We start from the raw sequence: 21,992 nt of genomic DNA on the forward strand, positions 1-21,992 counted from the left end.
CCAAGACCTTCTGCTATAACCATCGGTTATGGACGTGCACCTGCGTGACTTGCGGTATTTCGTGGCGGTCGCCGAGGAGCTGAACGTGACCAGGGCCGCCGAGCGGCTGTTCGTCTCACAGCCCGCGCTGTCCAAGCAGCTGAGGGCGCTGGAACGGCAGCTCGGCTTCGACGTGTTCGAGCGCGTACCCGCCGGGGTGGTCCTCACCAGGCAGGGTGAGGCGCTGTTGCCGGTGGCGCGCGAACTGCTCGAACGGTGGACCGCCGGGCTGGAGACCGCAAGGGCCGCCGCGCCCACGGGCACCCTGGTCATCGGCATGCAGACGGCCGTCGGGCGCGGGCTGCAGCACGAGGCGCTGCGCCTGTTCCGCGCGGCGATGCCCGGCTGGGAGGTGTCGCTGCGGCTGGTCGGCTGGGACGACCCCAGCGGCGGCCTGGCCGACGGCGGCTCCGACGTGGCCTTCATCTGGCTGCCCGTGCCCGAGGGGCTGAGCACGCATGTTCTGGCCACTGAGGGCAGAGGCGTGGCCATGCCGGACGATCACCCCCTCGCCGGACTGGCGGAGATCCCGTTCGAGGCCCTGCGCGACGAGCCGTTCATCGCGCTGCCCGCCTCGGCCGGGCCGCTGCGCGACTACTGGCTCGCCCGCGACCTCCGGGCCGACGAACCGGTCATCGGGTTCACGGCCAACACGCCTGAAGAGGTGTTCGAGGCCGTGACCAGCGGACTGGGCGTCGTACTGGTGGCCGAAGGCAATGCCGCGCTCTACACGCGGCCGGGCCTGGTCTACCGGCCAGTGGCCGGCCTCCCGCCGGGTGAGCTGGCCATCGCCTGGCGCTCTGGCGATAAAAGACGAGAAGTCAGGGCATTCATCGACGCGCTTCGAGAGAGCGCCACTAAGGTCTGACCGATACAGATCCCGCGAAAGGGCTACCCATGAGCGACGACTACACGATCACCTTCGATCTGATCGACGTTGACAATGACGGCCGGATCTCCGCCGAAGAGCTGGTCGGGCTGATGGAGGTGCTCGGTCAGCCGATCACGCTGGAGGCCGCGCAGGCCGGGGTGGAGAAGCTCGACAAGGACGGGGACGGGCTGATCGACGTCGAGGAGTTCGGCACCTTCCTGCAGAGGTAAAACAAGCACTTGCTACACAAACCTCTGCCGCACGGGTAACAATGGCGACAGGAGGGACGATGGCCATCAAGAGTGACACCAGCGAGACCCGGATCTCCGCGGACATCGTGAAGACGCTCAGGGCCGGAATCGGCCGGATCTCCGCCGAGGTGATCGCGGAGATCCAGGTTCGCATCCCCGAGTACGCCAGACCGTCCGACGAGGTCTACATCAAGGTCGTCAGGATGGCCGTCGAGCAGGCCATCGACGGCTTCCTCGACCACATCCAGGACCCCGGCGCCCCCTGGGACCCCGAGCCGTTCCGCATGATCGGCAAGGGCGAGGCGGCGGAGGGACGCAACCTGGAGCCACTGCAGGCCGCGATGCGGCTGGGCGCCAGGGTCGGCTGGCGGCGGCTGACCGAGATCGCCGACACTCTAGGACTCTCCCCGCAGTCCCTGTACGACCTGGGCGAGGCCATCTTCGTCTACCTCGACCAGCTCGCCGACGCCGCGGCCGAGGGCTTCGACGAGGCCAGGGCGCACGCGGCGGGCGAGATCGAGCGCCGCCGCAACCGCCTGCTCGACCTGCTGCTGAGCCGGCCGCCCGCCGGCGCGGAGGCCATCTCCGACCTGGCCAAGGCCGCCGGGTGGCGGCTGCCCAAGACCGTGGCCTGCGTCGCCCTCGACGACCAGCACGGCACCTGCCGCTCACCCGCGATGCCGCCCGACGTACTGATGGGCCTGGACCGAGCCACGCCCTGCCTGCTCATACCCGACCCGAACGGCCCCGGCCAGGCGCGCATGCTGGAGACCGCGCTCCGCGGCTACCTGGGCGCCATCGGGCCGCCCGTACCCCTGACCGCCGCCGCGGCGTCGCTGCGCTGGGCGGCCGAGGCGCTGGAGCTGTCCGGGCGCGGCGTGCTGCCACGCGGACTGCTGCACTGCGCGGACCACATGGCGACGCTGGTGGTGTTCAAGGACGAGGAGCTGGTCAACGCGCTGGCGGAGGTACGCCTGGCGCCACTGGCCCACCTGCGGCCCACGCAGCAGGACCGGCTGGCGGAGACGCTGCTGGCCTGGCTGCGCTACGGCCGGGGGGCGGGTGAGGTGGCGGCTCGGCTGCACGTACATCCGCAGACGGTTCGCTACCGATTGCGGCAGCTGGAGGAGCTCTACGGCGACCAGCTCGCCGATCCGGACATCCGCTTCGAGCTGGAGATCGTACTCCGTGCTCGCCGGGCCGCCCTGAACGTCATACACGGAAAAGTCTGAGGCGCTCCTCGCCGATGCGCTCGCGGAGGCGGCCGTCTTCGATGCCGAGGTCCTGCTCGGGGGCCAGTGCGAGCACGCCGACCTTGCCGACGTGCTGGTTCAGTTGTACGGCGCGCGCCGCGTCCGCCGCCTTTTCCAGCGGGTACACCCGGGAGAGGGTGGGATGGACCATGCCGAGCGAGATGAGCCGGTTGGTCTCGTGGCACTCCTGGTAGTTCGCGCCGTGTGAGCCGATGATCTGCTTGAGCCGCATCCACAGGTGGCGGTTGTCGTAGGTGTGGTCGTACCCGCTGGACGAACCACACGTGACCACCTTTCCACCTTTTTTCGCGACATATACCGAAGCGCCGAAAGTGTCCTTGCCGGTGTGCTCGAACACGATGGCCGGGTCCTCCCCCACCAACCGCCTGACCTCCGCCCCCAGCCCGCGCCAGCCCTTCTCATCGGTCAGGTCGTCGAAGCGCGATCGGTCGACGACGTGCTCGCAGCCCATCTCGCGCAGCAGCACGGCCTTCTCCGGCGAGCTCACCACGCCGACGGGGATGCCGCCGCCGTTCCTGACGAGCTGCACGCCGTACGCGCCGAGGCCGCCCGTCGCCCCCCACAGCAGCACCACGTCGCCCTGCTTCATCCGGGCGCCGCGCTCGCCCACCAGCATCCGGTAAGCCGTCGACGCGCACAGCATGTTGCACGCCGCCTCCTCCCAGCTCAGATGCCTCGGCTTGGGCAGCAACTGGGTCGCCTTGACCACCGCGAACTCCGCCAGCCCCCCGAAGTTCGTCTCGAACCCCCACGCGCGCAGGTCCGCGGCCAGCATCCCGTCGTGCTGCACCATCGGGTCCTGGCTGTCGAGATACGCGGGGCTGGTGACGACGCGATCCCCGGGGCGCCAATGCCGTACCGCCTGACCCGCCCTGACGACCACCCCGGCCGCGTCGGAGCCGAGCACATGGGTCGGCAGGTCGTGCCGGGGGTCCGTACGGCCGAACCGTTCCAGGAAGGCGAACGTCGGGATCGGCTCGAACATCGCCGACCAGACCGTGTTGAAGTTGATCGCGCTGGCCATGACCGCGACGAGCACCTCGTCATGGGCCAGCTCCGGCATCGGCACCTCGCCTACGTGGAGCGACCTCCGCACGTCCTTGTCCGAGCCGTCCTTGTCCGGGCTGTCCTTGGCCTGGCCGTTGAACAGGCCGACCTCGTCCTTGCGCAGGTGTACGGCCCGGTAGCGCGTCGGCACCTCCAGGCTCGCCAGCTCAGCGGGTCCCGCGCCCGCCACCACGGCCTCTGCCAGCGTCATGCGAGCCTCCTGCTCAGATCGGCGGCGATGCCTTCGACGTGGGGTGGATCGAGCAGGTTGAGGTGATGCGCGCCGGGAACCTCGATGATCTCCAGGCGCGGGCAGTACGGGCGGAAGCCACGTGCCGGATCGTCCGCGTGGGCGTACCGCACGTCCTCGACCGCCCAGGGCGTCGGCTCCGTGGACCGGTAGAGGAGCACATCGCCCAGGTACGGCCCGGCCTCGTAGCGGTCGATGGCCCTGGTGTCCTCGTGCGAGGTGATCTGGTGACGCAAGATGGCCGGGCTGAGCAGCTCCGGCACACCGGACTCCGCGATCCGCTCCTCGGCCAGCGCGAGCTGCCCGCGCTCGTCGAGCGCCAGGAGCTCTCGTGGTTCGAGGCGGACCCGGACGCCATAGGTGTCACGCAGATAGGCCGCGAAGTCCACGTACCGCCGGGCCTGGATCTCCCGCCGCCGCTCCTCGGGCACCCGCTCGGGCAGCCCCGAGTCGATCATCACGACCAGCTCGACGTCGTCGCCCAGCCGTCTGGCGATCTCGAACGCCAGGATCCCCCCGAATGACCAGCCGCCCAGCCGGTACGGTCCCGGACAGGTCCGTTTGACGGCCTCGGCGTAACGGGCGGCCCGCTCTGGGATGCCCAGCTCAGCCGCGTCGTCCAGCCGCTCCAGGCCGAGGACCGGGAGGTCCAGGCGGGCGGCCAGCAGGGCGTACACGCCTGTGGTGCCACCGGCGGGGTGGGCCAGGAACAGCGGCCTGCCGCCGGTCTGTTCGGTGCGGTCGGTCCGTTCGGTCCCGGTTCGTTCGGTCCCGGTTCGTTCGGTCCCGGTTCGTTCGGTTCGTTCGGTGAGGGGTCTGACGGTGGCGAGCCCGGCTTCGGCCGCCTCGCCCTGGCGTACGGCATCGGCGACCTCGGCCACCCGCACTCGCTCCCGTCCGCCACCCGTAGCAACCGGTCTGCCGAGTTCGAGGCGGAGAAGGTCGAGGGCCTTTGCCAGCGTGTCCGGCGCGATGGTCTCGGTGACCGAGGGTTCGCGTCCCAGCAGGCCGGTCAGCACCCGGACCACCTGCCGCTCCGCCGCGTCCCTCGGCCCGACCACCGCACGCCCGTCGGCGGCACCCGACGGTCCGGCTGTGGCGCGCTCCGGTTCGGGCTGCGGGAGGCCCAGCTCGGCGGTGACGGTCCGGGCCAGCTCGCCCAATGTCCCGCCATTGAGCAGCGGTGTCGTCGAGATCGTGACGCCGAAGTCGTACTCGATCAGGCCACGTAGCCGGGTGGCGGCCAGCGAGTCGAGCCCGCGGCCGGTGAGCACGGCGCCCTCGTCGAGCCACACCGGCTCCACCCCGAGCACGGCCGTGACGCGCTCCCTGACGGCGGCCAGCACCCCCTCGGGCCCGAGGTCCCGCCGCACCTCTGGAGCGAGGTCAGCGACGTCCGAGAAGTACGGAAAGCGACCGATCCCAGGAAACACCGACAAAACCGCATCTGGGGCGATCCTGACCACCCCCGCACACCGGTCCCGCTGGATCAACGCCTCAAACGCCTCGACACCCTCCTCGGCGGTCAGCGGCTCAACGCCCGGCATTGTGGCGGCGCCGGCCCACGTACCCCAGCCGATGGCGATGGCGGGCAGCCCCCGGGCGCGGCGCAGTCGGCAGAGGGCCTCCAGCCAGGCGTTGGCCGTGGCGTAAGCGGCCTGCCCGGGGGACCCGAGCAGCGCGGCGGCGGAGGAGAAGGCCACCCACCAGTCGAGGTCCAGGTGTTCGGTGGCTCGGTGCAGGTTGAGCGCGCCGTCCACCTTGGCGGCCCAGACCCGTTCGAGGCTGCTGGGGTCGAGGTCGGCGACCAGACGGTCGTCCAGGACTCCGGCCGCGTGTACGACTCCGCGCAGCCGTACCCCTCCCTCGGTCGCGGCCGCCACAAGCCGCTCGGCCGTTCCTTGAGCGGCCAGATCACCCGCCACCACCTGGGCGACGCCCGCGAGGTCGCTGGGCACGGGGGTGGCGGACCGGCCATTCAGCACGATGCGGGTGGCGCCAAGGCGGGCCAGCCGACGCGCGACGACCAGCCCGAGCCTCCCATACCCACCGGTGATCACATACCCTCCGGGCCCCGCGACCGCCGTGGCCGAGCGCAAGGTTGCCGAACGCGGGGTCGCCGAGCCCGGGGTCGCCGAGTCGGGGGCCGCCGGGCGAGGGGTCGCCGGGCCAAGGGTCGCGGAGGCGGAGGCCGCCCAGCGGGAGGTCGCCGGGCCGGGGGTCAGGGTGGCGCGGCGTAGTCGGGCCGCGTAGCGGACGCCGTCGCGCCAGGCCATCTCGTCGTCTCCGGTCGGGGTGGCGAGTTCCCGTGCCAGCACGCCGGGGTCGTCGACGTCTACCAGCCTGACGTGGGCCTCGGGACGCTCCAGCGCCAGCACTCTGACCAGCCCGCTCAGCGAGGCGGGACCGGGGTCTGCGGCCTCTCCGTCCCGTACGGCCTGAGCGCGTTCGGTGACGATCGTGAGCTGTGCCCCCTGGTCGGCGAGGCGGGCCAGGTCCAGGATCAGTCGCCGAGCCGCCGACGGCTCCAGCAGCCGCGGAACCCGCACAACAGCGCCCGACCCTTCCGCCGCCTCTTGGACCTCGCCCGCCAGAGTTGTCGGCAGGGGGGCGGGGACCCAGACGCGTTCGATGAGCTTGGCGTCGAGGGGCACCGGGATGCTCGATGCCGGAAGCTCCCGGCTCTCGACCCCGTGGAGCGTGCCGTCCGCCGCCACCCGCCGTACCCTCTCCAGGACCTCGGGCGGCTGCGTGTCCAGGGCTTCGGGCGGCGCGGCCGGCTGCGTGAGGCTGGCCGAGCCGTAGAGGGTCCAGGAGCCCGCGGCGTTCTTGGCGGTCACCTCGACCCGCGTGCCCGCCAAGGTGACCGTCACCTGCGCGGGCAGGGGAAGTAACGCGTGCAGGGCCACCTCGTACAGCTCCACCTCGTGCAGCTCCGCTGAGCCGTGCACCTCCGCTGAATCGTGCAGCTCCGCTGAGCCGTACACCTCCACGACCGCGGCGTGCGCCAGTCTGGCCACGGCGGTGAGCGGGAGCACGGGGTGGCCGTGGCGGTGCCAGTCGGACGGGTCCAGGCGCCAGGGCGCGTCGGCGAGGTCGTCGAGCGCGGTGGTCCACGCGTGTCCGGCCGGGGTCTCGACGTGCGCGCCGAGTAGGCGGTGCTCTGGCGGGCGGCGGTACGGGGTGACCCAGTGGCGGGTGTGCCGCCACGGTGCTCCCGGTACGTCCACCACCCGGCCGCGCGTCCTGGGCGTGATGGCGGTGGCCACGGTGGCGAGTTGGGAGTGGAAAGCGTGGTCGTGGTGGCGTTCGAGGGAGTGGGTGATCATCGTCGCGGCCGGGAGCGTGTCCTGGAGCGCCTGGCTCAGCACGGGGTGCGGGCTGAGCTCGGTGAAGACGGTGAATCCGTCCTCCGCGGCGGCCCGTACGGCCTGGAGGAGACGCACCGGTCGGCGCACGCCTGCGGCCCAGTAGGCGGCCTCGAACGTGGGGGTCTCGCGAGGGTCGTCCAAGACCGTGGAGTAGAACGGCAGGCGTGGCTTGGCGGGGGTGATGGCGGCCAGCTCGTTCCTGATCTTCGGCAGCAGAGGGGCGACCTGGGGTGAGTGTCCGGCGCCTTCGGTGGTGAGTGTTCTGGCGAACAGCCCTCGTGCCTCGACCTCCGCCACGAACCGGGCGACCCGCTCGGGAGCGCCGGTGACGACGGTCTGGTGCGGGGCGGAATGAACCGCCACATACAGGTCACCGGGCACCTCATCGGCAGCCACCCCGACCACAGCCATCGCCCCACCACCACCGCGACCGCCATCGCCATCTCGACCGCCGCCGCCATCGTGACTGCGACCGCCACCGTGACTGCGACCACCACCGTGACTGCGACCACCACCGCCGCCGAGGCCGCCGAGGCTGGCGAGGAGGCGGGCGCGGCGGCAGATCACGCGTACCGCGTCGTGCTGGTCGAGGCCGCCCGCCACCACGGCAGCCGCCACCTCGCCCATCGAGTGGCCGATCACGGCGGCGGGCTCAATGCCGTACGCCTGCCACAGGCGGGCCAAGGCGAGCTGGACGGCGAAGATCATGGGTTGGACGGTGGCCACGCCCTGGGCCTCCGTGGCGTGGAGGTCGATGCCGGCCTCAGCTCGGAGCAGCGGCGCGAGCTCGTCGATGGCCTGCTTGTAGGGCGGCTCCGTTTCGTACAGGTGGTGGCCCATGGCCGGCCACTGCGAGCCGTACCCGCTGAAGACCCACACCGGGCCGACCGGCGCCAGGGGGACGGGCCGGGGCGTGACGGCGGCGAGGCGGTCACGCAGCTCGGCCGCGTTGGCGGCGGTCACAACGGCGGCCGCGCGAGCGCCACTGGCTCGCCTGGCCAGGGTGTGGGCCACGTCGCCGAGGTCGGCCGAGGGCTGCCAGGCGGCCAGGGTCTCGGCGTACTGCCGCACACGATCGGACGTGGCACCGGTGAGCACGAAGACGTGCTGGGCGGGCGCGGGCTGCGTTAGCTGAGCAGGGAGGGGCTGCGGGGGTTGCGTGCGAACGGGCTGGGCGGCCGATGAGGCGGTCGAGCGGGCGGAAGCCGCTTCCCCCACCGCCCGATAGGCGGCCAGAGCGATGTGTGCGTTGGTGCCGCCGAAGCCGAACGACGACACCCCCGCGCGTGCGTCCGCCCGTGGCCACGGCGTCGGCGAGGTGACGACTCGCAGCCTCTCCCACGGGATGTGCGGGTTCGGCTGCCGGAAGTGGAGGCTGGGTGGGATCACGCCGTGCCACAGCGCCAGGATCGTCTTGATGAGCCCCGCGACCCCGGCCGCCGCCTCCAGGTGGCCGAGGTTCGTCTTGGCCGAGCCGAGCAGGACCTGCCCGGGAAAGGCCCCGGCGATGGCCCGCGCCTCGATGGGGTCGCCGAGGAACGTGCCCGTTCCGTGTGCCTCCACGTAGTCGGGCCCCCGGTCCAGCCCTGCGTACACCTCACGCAGCAGGGCCTCCTGCGCCTCGGGATTGGGGGCGACCAGGCCGTTGGAGCGGCCGTCCTGGTTGACGCCGGTCTCCCTGATCACCGCCAGCACCCGGTCGCCGTCGCGTTCGGCGTCCGTCAGGCGTTTGAGTACGACGACGCCGCAGCCCTCGGCCCGCACCATGCCGTCCGCCGACGCGTCGAACGTCTTGCACCGCCCGTCCGCCGCCGTACCGCCGCCCTGGTCGAAGGCCACCGTGACCACGGGTGACAGCAGCAGGTTCACCCCGGCGGCCAGGGCCAGGTCGCACTCCCCCGATCTCAGGGCGCCTACCGCGAGGTGGGTGGCGACAAGCGAGGACGAGCAGGCCGTGTCCACCGCCATCGAGGGGCCGCGCAGGTCGAGCAGGTAGGACAGGCGGTTCGCGGCGATGCTGAGGGCCGCGCCGGTGGCCGTCCACGCGCCGACGCCGCTCAGGTCCGCGCTGGTCAAGTAGGCGTACTCGGCGCCGGAGATGCCAACGAACGTCCCGGTACGGCTGCCGCCCAGCGACCTCGGCGCGATGCCGCCGTGCTCCAGCGCCTCCCAGGCCGTCTCCAGGAGCAGCCGCTGCTGCGGATCCATGAGCGCCGCCTCGCCCGGCGCGATCCCGAAGAACTCCGCGTCGAACCCCGCCACGTCCGCCAGGAAGCCGCCGTGCCTGGTCGTCCCGGCCAGTATCTCCTCCGTACGCGCCGATCCGTCGTCGAACGCCTCCCACCGCCCCGCGGGCACCTCGCCGACCGCGTCCCGCCCGTCGAGCAGCAGCTCCCAGTACGCCTCGGGGCCGTGCGCGCCCGGCAACCGGCACCCCACCCCGACCACCGCCACCGGCTCACCCAGGTCGCCGGGGATCTCCGTCTTGTCCTCCTGAGGCGGTCCCGCGAGTGCGCGGGCCAGGCGGTTGATCGTTGGATGCTCCCAGGCCAGGGTCGGGCTCAGCTGCCTGCCGAGCAGCTCGGCCAGCTCGCCCGCGATCGCCACCGCGTCACGTGACGACAGGCCGTACTCCTCCAGCGGCCGTTCCGGATCGACCCGCTCGACACCGCGTGACGCGATCCGGTCGGTGAGGAAGCGGCGGATGTCGGCTTCGCCCAGTACGTTCACGAGGGCTCCCATGCTGCCGGGTGATCGGCCAACATACCCACACGCCGTGGCATCGGGGCAGGCCCGTACCGAACATTCCTCGGGTCCGATTTGTCACGCCAGTGATAACCCTCGGTTTTGTCCGGCAGAGCGCACCCTACGGCGATATTTCGTTGCGTTGGGGTATAGCTGGGCCGATACCCGGGCCCCTAGCCTCGCCTCCGGTCTCACTTGCGAAGGGGAGCTCTCATGCGATCCCGCGCCCTACTGGCACTGGCGACGACGGTGCTCCTCGTCGGCTCGAACGCCACCCCCGTACTCGCCGATCCGGGCTGGTCGCTTGTGCCCGGCGGAAAGCCCACCACCACGAGCACCAAGACCGCGACCAACTACATGCCCGGTCAGAAGGCCCTCCCCGGCAGTGCCCGCGTCGTGCGGGAGAGGTGGCTGAGCCCTCGCATGCTCGACCTCCTCATCTCCTCACCGTCGATCGGCCTGATGACGCCGGTCCGCCTGCTGCTCCCCAAGGGCTGGTCCAAGCAGGCGAACCGTACCTGGCCCGTCCTGTACCTCCTCCACGGCGGCGCCGACAACTACACCTCCTGGACCCGTATGACCGACATAGCCAGCTTCACCGAGAACCTGGACGCCATGGTCGTCATGCCGGAAGCAGGCCGAGCCGGCAACTACTCCGACTGGTACAACGGCGGCAAGGGCGGCACACCGGCGTGGGCCACGTTCCACACGTACGAGGTGCGGCGACTGCTGGAGATCGGCTACCGAGCGGGCACCCGGCGAGCGGTGGCCGGCCTGTCGATGGGCGCGTACGGGGCGATGAAGTACGCGGCCCGCTATCCGGGGATGTTCCGCTTCGTGGGCGCGTACAGCGGCATCATGGCCACCGAGATCCCCGGCATCCCAGCGATCATCATGAACGCCCAGGCCAGCGAGAAGCAGGACCCCAAGGCCCTGTGGGGCGACCCCATCCGCGACAGGCAGGTCTGGGCGGCCAACGACCCCGTGGCCCTGGCCCCGAGGCTGAGGGGCGTCTCCATCTACATGTCGAGCGGCACGAACAGCTTCATGGGCCCCCTGGACCCGCCCGGCTCCCCCTGGCACCCGGCCCACCTGGGCGAACCCATCTCCGCCTACACGGTCAAAGCCCTGAGCAAGCGCCTGAACAGCCTGGGCATCCAGCACACCCTGAACCTGTACGGCAACGGCACCCACACCTGGCCGTACTGGATCAGGGAGTTCAAGAACTCGTACCCCATGATCTTGGCCGCGCTGGGCCTGCCGGGCGGCGGCCCGCCCAAGCTGGACACGACGGACCGCCAGGGCGACTGGCAGTTGGCCAACCCCCGGCCCTGAGCATGTCACCGCCTGTGCTCGACGGCTTTCCGGACGCCAATAAAACGGGCATAAGGCCGATGTTCCTGGGTATTCACGCCCGAAAACCGAACCACTGCGGCGAATGTGGCGTTCTAAGATCTCGCGGTGGCGCATACTGGAGTAGATGAAGCCACCCAGCGCCGCGACCCGGCGCCACCTGCCCACCAGCCCCTTCAAACCCCCGCCTCCGGCGCCGCCGGTCGAGCAGTTCAGCATGCACGACCAGGTGTCCCACGACCGCTACGGTCTCGGTCGGGTCATCGGTGTCGAGGACGAGGCCGTCCTCATCGACTTCGGATCACGACAGGAACGCATCACGACCCCATACGCCAAGCTGATCAAACTCTGAAACCGCCTGGCACCAGCTGAAGCGGGCAGCGTTCGCCAGAGGGCGCTGTCGGCGTGTGTTGACGCGTGTTATCGGGCCCGGCCCTGTAAGTATGGTCACCGCCTTCAGGCGCTCCGCGCCGATGGAGCTCGGGCGGTGATAGTGGGGACATGTCCCCACACCTCCGGCGAGGTGACCTTCCGGCCCTCGTGCTCCCCGGGCCCAAGCCGTCTGGCCAGTTCGTGCTATCGGAAATCCAGCCTGCGGCGTGTGCCCCAGGGCGGCGAGCCACGACCATGTCCTTTTCGTGAACCTCCTCATCGTGCGACTTGCCTTTGACGTACAGGTCAAGGGTTAGGGTCGCGACGCCATATGGGCCCCCTGCCCACCGCTGAGGAGCGTCGCATGCCCGCCCTACCCCACACGTCCCGCGAAGCCTTGCCCCGTACGTCCAGCGAAGTCCGGCTCGCCAGCCGGCCCGACGGCCTGCCGAGGCCGGAGCACTTCGAGGTCGTCGAGACGCCATTGCCCGTGCCCGAAGAAGGCCAGGTATTGGTCCGCAACCGCTTCTTCCACGTCTTCGCCGCACTCCGCACCCTGATCGGCGGATCGGTGAAGGGCGCGCCGTTCCCGCCTCTCCTCCCCGGTGACACCCTGTTCGGGGCGGCGATCGGTGAGGTCGTGTCAGCGCCCGCGGACAGCGGGCTGCACCCCGGCGAGCTGGTCTCGCACTGGCTCGGGTGGCGCGAGTACGCGGCCGTGGCCGCGGCCCAATGCACCCCACTGGATGACACATTGCCCGACCCTGTCGCTCATCTGACACAGGGCTGGACCGCGTACGCCGCGTTGACCCAGGGCGCCGGGGTACGGCCGGGCGACACGGTGTTCGTCTCCGGCGGCGCCGGCGCGGTCGGCTCGCTGGCCGGGCAGATCGCCCGGCTGCTCGGCGCGGGCCAGGTCATCGGCAGCACCGGCTCGCGGGAGAAGGCTGAGCGGCTGGTGTCCGAGCTGGGGTACGACGCCGCCGTGATCCGCGGCGCGGAGCCGATCGGCGAGCAGCTGGCCAAGATCGCGCCGGACGGCATCGACGTCCTCCTGGACAACGTCGGCGGCGAGCAACTCCAGGCGGCGGTGGCCGTGGCCCGGCCCGGGGCGCGGTTCGTCCTGGTCGGCGCACTGTCCGGGCAGATGTCGGCGCACGGCACCGGTACCACGGCACCGGTCGAACTGGACACCTACCAGCTCATCCTCAAGGGCATCGCCATGCGTGGCTACAGCGCCCCGGACGACGCGCGGGCACGAGCACAGTGGACCGAGCGCTTCGGCGGCTGGCTGCGTTCCGGAGAGATCACATTTCCGCACGTACGGGTGCCGGGCATCGAGCAGGCTCCCCGGGCGTTGCACGAGATGATCGGCGGCCGGCATCTCGGAGCCGTCGTCGTAGAGCTGTAGTTACCTTTGGAGGGCTGATGCGGATCGGCGACGCGGCGGCAGCGGCGGGCACGACACCTCGGGCACTGCGTTTCTACGAGCAGCGCGGGCTGCTGCCCCCGGCGCCGCGCACGATGACCGGGCAGCGGGAGTACGGGCCCCGTGACGTGACGCTGGTGCGGATCATCCGCGAGCTGCTGTCGCTGGGGCTGACCGTCGAGGACGTACGCAGCTGCGCCGAACGCCTCCACCTTCTGGAGGGCGACGCGTTGCCGCCGTACGGCAGCACTGGCTGCACCCAGGGCACCGGAGTCGTCCAGCGCCGGCTCACCGCCCTGGATGAGGAGATCTCCCGCCTGACGGCGCTGCGCGAGCGCCTCGCCGCCAGGGTCGGGACGGTGAGCTGATCAGGCGGTATGCAGATAGACCTGCCCGAACACCTCGGACAGCTTCTTGAGGTCCGTGGCCGAGTCGACTTCCGGCGCCGACGGGTCGTAGATCGTGGCCAGCCGGGGACGGATCGAGGTCAGCTTCTTCAGCTGGTCCCAGGTGGCGTTCTCGGCCCACTTCTCGCCGTACAGCCTGCTGACCTGGCCCTGGTCGTTCTGCCAGCGGGACCAGAGGTTGATCGTCTCGGCGGCGTCGGCCTGGAGCGGCGTGGCGATGCGGTCGGTGATCGACTTGGTGGCCTGCTCGGCGGTGAGCTGCGGCGAGCCCACGGCGGCGAAGCCCGCGTCTTCCGCGGCGATCTGACCGTAGGCGTCCCAGGCGCGGGCCCTGACCTGGATCCACTGGTTGCGCTGGGCCTCAGTGGCGTCGATCTTCCAGGTGGCGTACTCGGTCGCCAGGTGCCCGCCGTCCAGGGCGAGCTGGTCGACGAGGCCCTTGGTGAGCCAGGCGCCGATCCGCTCGGGGTCGAGCAGCGGGTACTTCTTGGTCACCTCGGCCTTGCACGTGTCGTTGGCCCCGCAGCCGAGCACCGGCACCACCGTGTGCACGGCCAGCTTCTTGCCCGGCGCGAGGTTGCGGAGCGTGGTGGTGGCCTCCGTGACGAACTTGTCCATCTCGTCAGCCGTCTCGAACGTCTTGTTGAAGCCGAGCTGCGAGCTGAACCTGATCCCCACGGCCCCCTGCTGCGCCGCGACCGCGGCGACCTTCTTGGCCGCCTCGGCGAGCTTGCCCGCCTTCCAGTCGTCGGCCAGCTCCGCGTCGATCCAGACGCGCATCCCGGCCGCGGCGGCGGCCTTGACGGCCTGGCCACCGGCGGACTTCTCGGCGGCCTGGATCTCGGCCTTGGACAGGCCCTCGGGGTTGACGAAGCAGTCCTCGGCGGACTGGCACTCGGGCGAGCCGCCGTCCTCGGCGCCGTCGACATCGGGCGAGTCGACGTCGTGCAGTTGGCCGTCGCCCTCGGAAGTGTCGGCGCATTCGTTGCCGGCTTCGGTGCAGTCGACGGTGATCGGGTTCAGCGGGCCGGCTTCCTGCATGTGCTCGCCGTCGTTGGAGAGCCAGAAGTTGGCGATGTCCCGCGCCTCGTCGGGCGTGGCCATCCAGCGGCACACGACGTACGCCGGGGTGTCGCCGGACATCAGGTCGTTGCAGCTGCGCGGATCGTCCTCCGACCAGGCTGGAACGCCTATGCCCAGCAGTGAGAGTGCCAATCCGATGACGAAAATCTTCCTCAGTCGCATGGCGCCTTACTCCAGGGGGTGATCGCGGACATATCGCACAATATCTGGATGATCAGCTACCTTCAATGAGATCCACTGCGTTCTTCACCCCGTGTTCCACCCGCAGTAGCCCCCCAAGTTGCGCCGCGTTCTCGCGATATTCCGGTACGGCCAGCAATCGCGCCGCCAATGACCGCCCGCTCAGCGCCCGAATAGGCAACGGCGGCGGCCCCGCTCCCAGTGCCGCCACCCGGCGGCCCCAGAACGGTTGATCGGAGAAAAAGGGGCAGACCACGTTCGGCACCCCGGCCGCCAACCCCGCCGCCGTGGTCCCCGCCCCACCGTGGTGCACGACGGCTGCCATCCTCGGGAACAGCACCTCGTGCGCCACCTCCCCTACCGGACAGACGTCCGCCGAGGCGGCCACGGGCAGCCCCTGGACCACCGCCCTTACCCCGGCCAACCGCAGCGCCGCGGCCACCTGCTCGGCGACCGCCTCCGGCTCATCGGGCACCATGCTCCCGAACCCGACGAACACGGGCGGCGGTCCGGCATCCAGAAAGGCGGCGACGTCTGGGAGCAGCGGGAGGTTTCTGTCCGGGCCGGGTGGCAGGCGCCAGTAGCCGGTCAGGTGGACGTAGTCGGGCCAGTCGTGCGGCCTGGGCACCACCAGTGGGCTCACCCCGCACAACACCGGCACCCGATCCCGCCGGTCGGCCGCGAACGGGCTTCCCCGCAACGGTCGCAGCCCCAGCACCTGCCCGCGCAGCCGGTTCATCATGCGGCCCAGCATCAGCCAGCCGAGCCGCTCGACCACGGCGAAGCTGGCCCGGTTGCCGACCCTGCCCAGGGTCCGCCACGGGATCAGCGGGTTCGGGAACTCACCGGTCGGCTCGCTGGGCTGGAACTGCAGGATCCCGTACGGCATGCCGTACCTCTCGTGCAGGTGCCTGCCCATGGCGCCGAGCGCGGGCGCCAGGACCAGTTCGGCGTCGGCGCAGGCGTCGTCCACCTGGGCGACGAGCTCCGCGGCGAGGGGTTCGAGAACGGCCCTGAAGCCCCGCACGAACCCCAGCGGCCCGCTGCGCAACCACGCCTGCCCTTCCTCGCTCTCGACGATCGCCACCGGATCCACCCCCAGCGGCGCGAACCGCAGGCCCGCTAAACGCTCACTTGTGGCCAGATGTCCGAAGCGTTCGGGCGCGACGAGCGTGGCCTCGTGCCCACGCGCGGCCAACCCTTGGGCCAGCGCCACGCACGGCTGAGTGTCCCCCCGCGACCCCAAAGCCAGCACCGCAACCCTCACACCCAGCCCGCCTTCTCGGCTCTGCCCGCCGTCACGCCCAGCCCGCCCTTACGCGCGGGTCACCATCACGCCCAACCTGCCTTCTCGTCCCGCCTCGCTGTCATACGCGACCCGCCTTCACCAGCGGGTCCTCGGCCGGCCCTCATGCGCGGGTCACCGTCTTGGCCGACGCTCTCAAGGCCGATCCGCTCACGGCAGTGTCAGCAAGGCGATCAACGCGCCCAGTAGTACGAGGGCCGCCGCGACCAGCAGTCCGAGCGCGTACCCCTGGGAGAAGCTTCCGGCCTCGTGGACGATCACCCCGATGGCCGCGATCCCGAAGAGGCCGGAAATTTCACGACTCACGGAGAAGATGCCGCCCGCCACCCCGGCCCGAGACTCAGGCACCGCCCCCAGCACGGCCGACCCCAGCGGCATGGTCAGCGCCGACCCCACCCCGATCGCGCAGACAGCGGGCACCAACCTCCCCCATCCATCCCCCGCCTCCAGGAACGCCGTCCCCACCATCCCAGCCGCCACCAGCACCAACCCGCAGGCGACCGTCCTCCCGCTCCCCAGCCGCCGCTCGACCACCGGCACCAGCGGCGTGACGACCACCACGAGCAACGCCAACGGCACGAACGCCATCCCAGAAGCCGTAGGCGTGAACCCGAGCACCCCCTGCAGGAACAGCGCGGTATAGAAGAACACTCCGTTGACCCCGAGCCCCCACAGCACCTGAGCCAGCACCCCACCCGTGAAGCTCCGGCCCGCGAACAGCCCCAACTCCACCATCGGCGCCCGCGCCCCACGCTCCAGGACCAGGAACATCAGCCCGCCACCCACGCACCCGGCCACCGCGATCAGGATGGGCGGCGACCCCCACCCGTACTCGCCCCCGTGGATCAGCGCGAACGTCCCAGAAGCCAAAAACACCACGGACGCCAACAACCCAGGCACATCCACCTGACCCCGCCGCCCGACGCTGGGCTCAGCGCGCGTTTCCGGTATTGCGACGGTGGCCAGCGCGATGACGGCCGCTCCCATGGGGACGTTGATCAGGAACACCCAACTCCAGTGGGCGTGCTGGCTCAGGTACCCGCCCACCACCGGTCCCAATGCGAGGGCACCGGCGCCGGACGCCATCCAGATGGCCACCCCGAGCGACCGGTCGGGCCGCCCGGCCAGGACGGCCAGCGTCGCGGGCAGGATGAGCGCCGCCCCGACCCCCTGGGCCAACCGCGCGGCGATCAGGGGCTCAATCGACGTGGCCAGACCGGCGCCGAGCGATGCCCCGGTGAAGACGGTGAGCCCGATGAGCAGCACCTCGCGCCGTCCGTACACGTCGGCCAGGCGGCCGCCGGCGATCATGAGACCGGCGAACGTCAGGATGTATCCGGTGGCGACCCATTCGAGCGCGCTCAGGCGGGTGTGGAGATCGCGCTGGATGCTGGGCAGGGCGACGGTGACCACGGTGTTGTCCAGCGTCGTCACGAACCCGGCCAAGCCGACGACCGTCAGGAGCAGCCGGGACCGGGTGGCGGGCTGGACAGGGGCGACGGTCAAGGTCACATGTCCACCTCCGCCCAGGTCCAGCCGGGTCCGTCGGGGTTCGCCTTGACGACCCTGGTACGACCGGTGGTGATCTTCTCCCAGGTCGGCCGCCGCGTACTCGCAGCACGCTCGGGACCAGGGGCGCCCGGGTCGGCCCCGGTATCGGCGTCGGTTGGGCCTGGGGGGGTCGGGCGGGCGGTGACCTGGGGCCGCTTGGAGGCTGCGGGCTCGGCGGCGCTGTAGGGACGCTTTCTGACGGGGGGTACGGCGGGGCGCGGGGTGGGGAGGGCGGCAGGGGGGTCGTGTTCGGCGGAGACCGGTATGGGGTCGGTGTCCACGCCGAAGATGGCCGGGCGGCCGTTGACGGTCACCGCTGCCGCTGCATCGCGGCCGTCCTCCGCCCAGGACCAGCCGGGGCCGTCCGGATTGGGCTTGATCGCCCTCCCGGGACGCGGGCCGCTCGCCGTATCGGGGCGCCGAGCCCCGCCGCCGTCCGTACTCGCCGACGCGGCGCCCGGGGACGGCGCCGGCGGGGAAAGCGCGTCCGGGGAGAGCTCGTCCGGGGGAAGCGGCCGCCCAGCAGGCAGCTGTCCAGCAAGCCGCCGTTCAACGAGCGGCCGCCCAGCAGGCAGCTGAGCCGAACGAAGCCCTCCTGAGGACGGAGGCCCCTCGCGGAACTCGATCCGTCGATGCACCCCCCGCAGCACCCCCGGCAGCCACCAGTTGGCCCCGCCCAGTAACCGCATCGTCGCCGGCACCAGCAGCGCCCGCACCAGTGTCGCGTCCACCACGATCGCCACGAACATGCCCACCCCGAGCAGCTTCACGATCGTGATCCCGGCCGTCGAGAACGCCCCGATCACCACCAGCAGCAACAGTGCCGCGCTGGTGATGACGCCGCCGGTCCGCTGCAACCCCGTCGCCACCGCGGCCGTGTTGTCGCCCGTTCGCAGCCACTCCGCCCGTACGCGCGACAGCAAGAACAGCTCGTAGTCCATCGACAGCCCGAAAACCACCGCCAGGATCAGTACCGTCACCGTGGCCTCGATGGTCCCCGTCGACGTGAAGTGCAGCCACGGCGCCAGGTGGCCGTCCTGGAAGGCCCAGACGATCACGCCGAACGAGGCGCCGATCGACAGGACGTTCATGAGCAGGGCCTTGATCGGCAGCACGATGGAGCCGAAGGCGGCGAACAGCAGCAGGAACGTCACCCCGCCCACCACCAGCGCCATCCACGGCAGCCGGGACAGGAGGCTCGACAGGAGATCCATCTGGGCCGCCGTCGGGCCGCCTACGACGAGTCGCCGGATGTTCGGCTCCGGGGCCATGGATCTGATCAGGGTCACCAGGTTCTGGGCCTGGGCCGACATGGGGTCGTAGGAGTAGCGGACCGCCAGCCGTACCGCGCCGTTGGGCTGGGAGAGGCCGGCCAGGTCGACGCCCGTGACGCCGGGTAGCTTGCGCAGGCGGTCGGCGAGGGGCTTGGCGTCGGTGGGGTCGATCGGGGTGACGGCGCTGATCGGGGTGTAGCCCTGGCCGAGGGGGCCGACGGCGGCGGGGCGGGTGGTGAAGGAGCGTTCGATGAGGGCGTGGACGTCGATCGTGGCCATCGAGTTCTTGGCGAAGTCGCGGTCGACGGTCTCGGCCACGCGGCGGCTCTCGGCGGCGGCGGGCAGGACCCGGTGGTCGACGTTGCCGAACCGTACGTGGGCGAACGGCCCGGCCAGCGCGAGCAGTACGGAGGTGACCGCGACCAGGTAGAGGACCGGCCGTTTCAGCACGCTGGAGGCGATCGCGTGCCACAGGCCGGCACCCACGCGGGCCGAGCCGAAGTCGGGGGTGATGCGGATGGCGTCCACACGGGGACCCAGGATGGACAGCGTGGCGGGCAGGACGACCAGGGCCGCGACCATGGCCACCAGCACCACGGCCGCCGCGCCCAGCCCGATCGAGCGCAGGAACATCTGCGGGAACAGCAGCAGCCCCAGCAGCGAGGTCGCCACCGTCAAACCGGAGAAGGCGACGGTACGCCCGGCGGTCGCCATGGTGCGCACCACGGCCTCCTGGGTCGGGGCGCCGGTCCTGATCTGCTCACGGAAGGCGTTCAGCACGAAGAGCGAGTAGTCGACGGCCAGCCCGAGACCGAGCATGGTGACGACGTTCAGCGAGAAGACCGAGACCTCCGTCACCTCGGTCAGCAGCCTGAGCAGCACGAGCGCGCCGAGCACCGCGAAGAGCCCGACGAGCAGCGGGAGCCCGGCCGCCACCACGCTGCCGAACACCACCACGAGCAGCACCAGCAGCACCGGCATCGAGATCGCCTCGGCGCGCGCCAGGTCGGCGGCCGTCTGGTCGTTCAGCTCCTTCAGGAGCGGCACCGAGCCGCCCACCTGAACCTGGAGGTTCGCGACGGGCAACCGGTCCTTGATCGCGGCGTACGCCTGTTGCTTAACGCCTTTCAGGGTGATCAGGGCGTAGGTGGCGTGTTCGTCGGTGGATATCAACTCCTTCGCGCCAGTGGTCCAGTAGGTGGCCAGCTTGCGTACGTACTGGGCGGGCAGGGCGCGCAGGGAGTCGTGTACGGCCTTCTTGAAGCGCGCGTCGCGCACCTTGACCTGCGGGTGCCGGTAGAGGACGACCACGTCGGGCGTATTGCCGCTGTACCAGGCGTCGTTCCAGCGGGCGGCGGTGGTCGAGTCGGCGGCCGGGTCGGCGAAGCCGCCGTCGGCCATCCGGCCGAACAGCTGCAGCCCGAAGGGCGCGACCAGGACGGCCGCCACCAGGCTCAGGACCAGCAGCGTCCACCGGCCGCGGTGGATCAGGCGCCCCGCCGACTCAAACAAGGGCGCCCTCCAGGTACGCCCGCAGGCAGGCCCGCCGGGCGATCTTGCCGCTGGTCGTCCGGGGTACGGCTCCGGTGCCGGTCAGCACGAAGTCGTGCACGGATAAATCGTGAAATTTCCGGACCGCTGCCCGTACCCGAGCCGCCACCTCCGCCGGATCGGCCGAAGCACCACCGCGCGACCGCTCGGCCACCACCACGAGCCGCTCGGTCTCCTCCCCCGGCACCGAGAAGGCCGCCACGTGGTCGCGGCGCACGGCCCGGTGCGCCTCCTGGACGGTGACCTCGATGTCCTGGGGATAGTGGTTGCGCCCGTCGACGATGATCAGGTCCTTGATGCGGCCCGTGACGTACAGCAGCCCGCCGTACACCACCCCGAGGTCACCCGTCCGCAGCCAGGCGCCGTCCGCTCCGTCCAGCAGCGCGCCGAACACCTCGGCCGTACGGAGGGGATCGCGCCAGTAGGCGCGCGCCACGTTCGGGCCCTGGACCCAGATCTCCCCCACGCGCCCGTCCGGCGACTCCTGCCCGCCCGAGCCGACGACCCGCACCCGCTGACCACTGGGCCGGCCGCACGCCACCAGCGTGGTCAGCTCCCCCGACCCGCCGTACGGAACGGCGCGGCCGTCGCGGAGGGCGTCGCGGTCGAAGTCCGTGGCCACCACCGCCTCGTCGGGTCCCATGGCGGAGACGAAGACCGTGGCCTCGGCCAGCCCGTACGCCGGGGTGTGCGCCTCCGGCCGCAGCCCGCACCCGCCGAACGCGGCGTTGAACGCCTCGACGGTGCCGGGCCGTACCGGCTCCGCGCCGTTCAGCATGACCCGCACCCCGGACAGGTCCAGCCCCTCCTTGTCGGCCGCGCCGACCCTGGCCGCCGTGTACTCGAAGGCGAAGTTGGGCCCGCCGGTATAGACGTCGTCGAACTCGCTGAGCAGCCGCAGCCACCGCACCGGATGCATGACGAACGCCACCGGATCCATGAACGCCACCTGGTTGCCCGCCACCATCGGCAGCGCGATCGTCGCGACCAGCCCCATGTCGTGGAAGAGCGGCAGCCACAGAGCCGCGACCGAGGTACGCGGCTTGGCCCGGAACAACTCCCACAACTGCGCGGCGTTGGCCTCAAGGTTGCCGTGGGTGATCTCCACACCGGCGGGCGCCCGGGTGGAGCCGGAGGTGTACTGCAGGTAGGCGAGCTCACCGGGCTCGATCGGCACCGGCTCCCACTCGTCGGCGAGCAGGTCCGAGACCGTGTCCACGGCGATCACCGGAACCCCGGCGGCGAAGGCCCGCGCTCCGGGCAGCGCGGCCGTGGTCGTGAGCACGGCGACCGGCTCGGCATCGGAGTAGGCGCGGGTCAGCCGCTCGGCGTGCCCCGGCAGATCGGGCGCGAACAACGGCACCGCCACGATCCCGGCGTACAGGGCGCCGAGCATCGCCACCACATACGGCAGCCCTTGCGGAGCAAGGATCGCCACCCGGTCACCGGGACCCGCGACCTCGCGCAGCCGCACGGCCAGCGCCCGCGCTTTGAGGTCGGCCCGCGCCCAGGTCAAGGTCTCGCGGGAGCCGTCGCCCAGGTAATCGACGAAGGTGTAGGCGGGCGCGTCCGGGATCTCCCGCGCCCATCGCGCCACGCGCTCGATCAGTGCCTCGGGCATGCCCGGGTCCCCTCGCC

General features: G+C 71.1%; 14 protein-coding genes. 7 read left to right on the plus strand and 7 right to left on the minus strand.

The features are described 5' to 3' along the window. Positions 1-28 precede the first annotated feature (28 nt). Genes AB0L53_RS50995 through AB0L53_RS51005 form a run of 3 tightly spaced genes read left to right on the plus strand, consistent with a single transcriptional unit; the run spans position 29 to position 2,393 of the window. Positions 29-907 carry a LysR family transcriptional regulator gene (locus AB0L53_RS50995; protein WP_364011625.1) on the plus strand — a complete coding sequence of 293 codons (879 nt, stop codon included), beginning with the start codon at positions 29-31 and terminating at the stop codon, positions 905-907. Between the two features lie 29 nt (positions 908-936). Next, positions 937-1,140: an EF-hand domain-containing protein gene (locus AB0L53_RS51000; RefSeq protein ID WP_357957849.1), complete on the plus strand. Its 204-nt coding sequence runs from the start codon at positions 937-939 to the stop codon at positions 1,138-1,140. Positions 1,141-1,199: 59 nt separating this feature from the next. Then, the gene (locus tag AB0L53_RS51005; protein ID WP_364011628.1) at positions 1,200-2,393 is read left to right on the plus strand and encodes a helix-turn-helix domain-containing protein; all 1,194 of its coding nucleotides are present in this window, start codon (positions 1,200-1,202) and stop codon (positions 2,391-2,393) included. Here AB0L53_RS51005 and ccrA read toward each other — a convergent pair. Further along, positions 2,374-3,693 carry a crotonyl-CoA carboxylase/reductase gene (ccrA, locus tag AB0L53_RS51010; protein WP_364011631.1) on the minus strand — a complete coding sequence of 440 codons (1,320 nt, stop codon included), beginning with the start codon at positions 3,691-3,693 and terminating at the stop codon, positions 2,374-2,376. The genes AB0L53_RS51005 and ccrA overlap by 20 nt on opposite strands. Further along, positions 3,690-9,833 carry an SDR family NAD(P)-dependent oxidoreductase gene (locus AB0L53_RS51015; RefSeq protein WP_364011635.1) on the minus strand — a complete coding sequence of 2,048 codons (6,144 nt, stop codon included), beginning with the start codon at positions 9,831-9,833 and terminating at the stop codon, positions 3,690-3,692. Before AB0L53_RS51015 ends, ccrA begins: the two co-directional genes overlap by 4 nt. A gap of 228 nt (positions 9,834-10,061) precedes the next feature. Between AB0L53_RS51015 and AB0L53_RS51020 the strand changes: the two genes are divergently transcribed. The 4 genes from AB0L53_RS51020 (at position 10,062) to AB0L53_RS51035 (ending at position 13,370) form a co-directional block, all read left to right on the plus strand. Continuing rightward, entirely contained in the window at positions 10,062-11,183 is a 1,122-nt protein-coding gene (locus AB0L53_RS51020; protein ID WP_364011637.1) for an alpha/beta hydrolase family protein, read from the plus strand. A 145-nt stretch (positions 11,184-11,328) separates the two neighbouring features. Then, positions 11,329-11,553 (plus strand): hypothetical protein, encoded by a 225-nt coding sequence (locus AB0L53_RS51025; protein ID WP_225300811.1) that lies wholly within the window; start codon positions 11,329-11,331, stop codon positions 11,551-11,553. 384 nt (positions 11,554-11,937) lie between these two features. Further along, positions 11,938-12,984: an NADP-dependent oxidoreductase gene (locus tag AB0L53_RS51030; protein ID WP_364011640.1), complete on the plus strand. Its 1,047-nt coding sequence runs from the start codon at positions 11,938-11,940 to the stop codon at positions 12,982-12,984. A gap of 17 nt (positions 12,985-13,001) precedes the next feature. Then, positions 13,002-13,370, plus strand: a complete 369-nt coding sequence (locus AB0L53_RS51035) for a MerR family transcriptional regulator (protein ID WP_364011643.1) — start codon at positions 13,002-13,004, stop codon at positions 13,368-13,370. Here AB0L53_RS51035 and AB0L53_RS51040 read toward each other — a convergent pair whose 3' ends face one another. From AB0L53_RS51040 to AB0L53_RS51060, 5 genes are all read right to left on the minus strand, one after another. Beyond that, positions 13,371-14,654, minus strand: coding sequence for a hypothetical protein (locus tag AB0L53_RS51040; protein ID WP_364011645.1), 1,284 nt, complete (start codon positions 14,652-14,654; stop codon positions 13,371-13,373). Positions 14,655-14,706: 52 nt separating this feature from the next. Further along, complete coding sequence (locus AB0L53_RS51045; protein ID WP_364011647.1) at positions 14,707-15,939, minus strand: glycosyltransferase; 1,233 nt, start codon at positions 15,937-15,939, stop codon at positions 14,707-14,709. A gap of 189 nt (positions 15,940-16,128) precedes the next feature. Further along, the gene (locus AB0L53_RS51050) at positions 16,129-17,490 is read right to left on the minus strand and encodes an MFS transporter (RefSeq protein ID WP_364011650.1); all 1,362 of its coding nucleotides are present in this window, start codon (positions 17,488-17,490) and stop codon (positions 16,129-16,131) included. Further along, a complete protein-coding gene (locus AB0L53_RS51055; protein WP_364011653.1) occupies positions 17,487-20,315 on the minus strand; it encodes an MMPL family transporter in 2,829 nt (942 codons plus the stop codon). The genes AB0L53_RS51050 and AB0L53_RS51055 overlap by 4 nt, the downstream gene beginning before the upstream one ends. Then, positions 20,308-21,975, minus strand: coding sequence for a fatty acyl-AMP ligase (locus tag AB0L53_RS51060; protein WP_364011656.1), 1,668 nt, complete (start codon positions 21,973-21,975; stop codon positions 20,308-20,310). The genes AB0L53_RS51055 and AB0L53_RS51060 overlap by 8 nt, the downstream gene beginning before the upstream one ends. Positions 21,976-21,992 lie beyond the last annotated feature (17 nt).

Origin of the sequence: Nonomuraea sp. NPDC052129 (assembly GCF_040680095.1) — a bacterium.
In the GTDB taxonomy this organism is placed as follows: domain Bacteria; phylum Actinomycetota; class Actinomycetes; order Streptosporangiales; family Streptosporangiaceae; genus Nonomuraea.

Bases quoted from the DNA above. Each gene is read 5' to 3' on its own strand.
- AB0L53_RS50995 (WP_364011625.1), top strand. From the start codon at position 29: ATGGACGTGCACCTGCGTGACTTGCGGTATTTCGTGGCGGTCGCCGAG.
- AB0L53_RS51000 (WP_357957849.1), top strand. From the start codon at position 937: ATGAGCGACGACTACACGATCACCTTCGATCTGATCGACGTTGACAAT.
- AB0L53_RS51005 (WP_364011628.1), top strand. From the start codon at position 1,200: ATGGCCATCAAGAGTGACACCAGCGAGACCCGGATCTCCGCGGACATC.
- ccrA (WP_364011631.1), bottom strand. From the start codon at position 3,693: ATGACGCTGGCAGAGGCCGTGGTGGCGGGCGCGGGACCCGCTGAGCTG.
- AB0L53_RS51020 (WP_364011637.1), top strand. From the start codon at position 10,062: ATGCGATCCCGCGCCCTACTGGCACTGGCGACGACGGTGCTCCTCGTC.
- AB0L53_RS51025 (WP_225300811.1), top strand. From the start codon at position 11,329: ATGAAGCCACCCAGCGCCGCGACCCGGCGCCACCTGCCCACCAGCCCC.
- AB0L53_RS51030 (WP_364011640.1), top strand. From the start codon at position 11,938: ATGCCCGCCCTACCCCACACGTCCCGCGAAGCCTTGCCCCGTACGTCC.
- AB0L53_RS51035 (WP_364011643.1), top strand. From the start codon at position 13,002: ATGCGGATCGGCGACGCGGCGGCAGCGGCGGGCACGACACCTCGGGCA.
- AB0L53_RS51040 (WP_364011645.1), bottom strand. From the start codon at position 14,654: ATGCGACTGAGGAAGATTTTCGTCATCGGATTGGCACTCTCACTGCTG.
- AB0L53_RS51060 (WP_364011656.1), bottom strand. From the start codon at position 21,975: ATGCCCGAGGCACTGATCGAGCGCGTGGCGCGATGGGCGCGGGAGATC.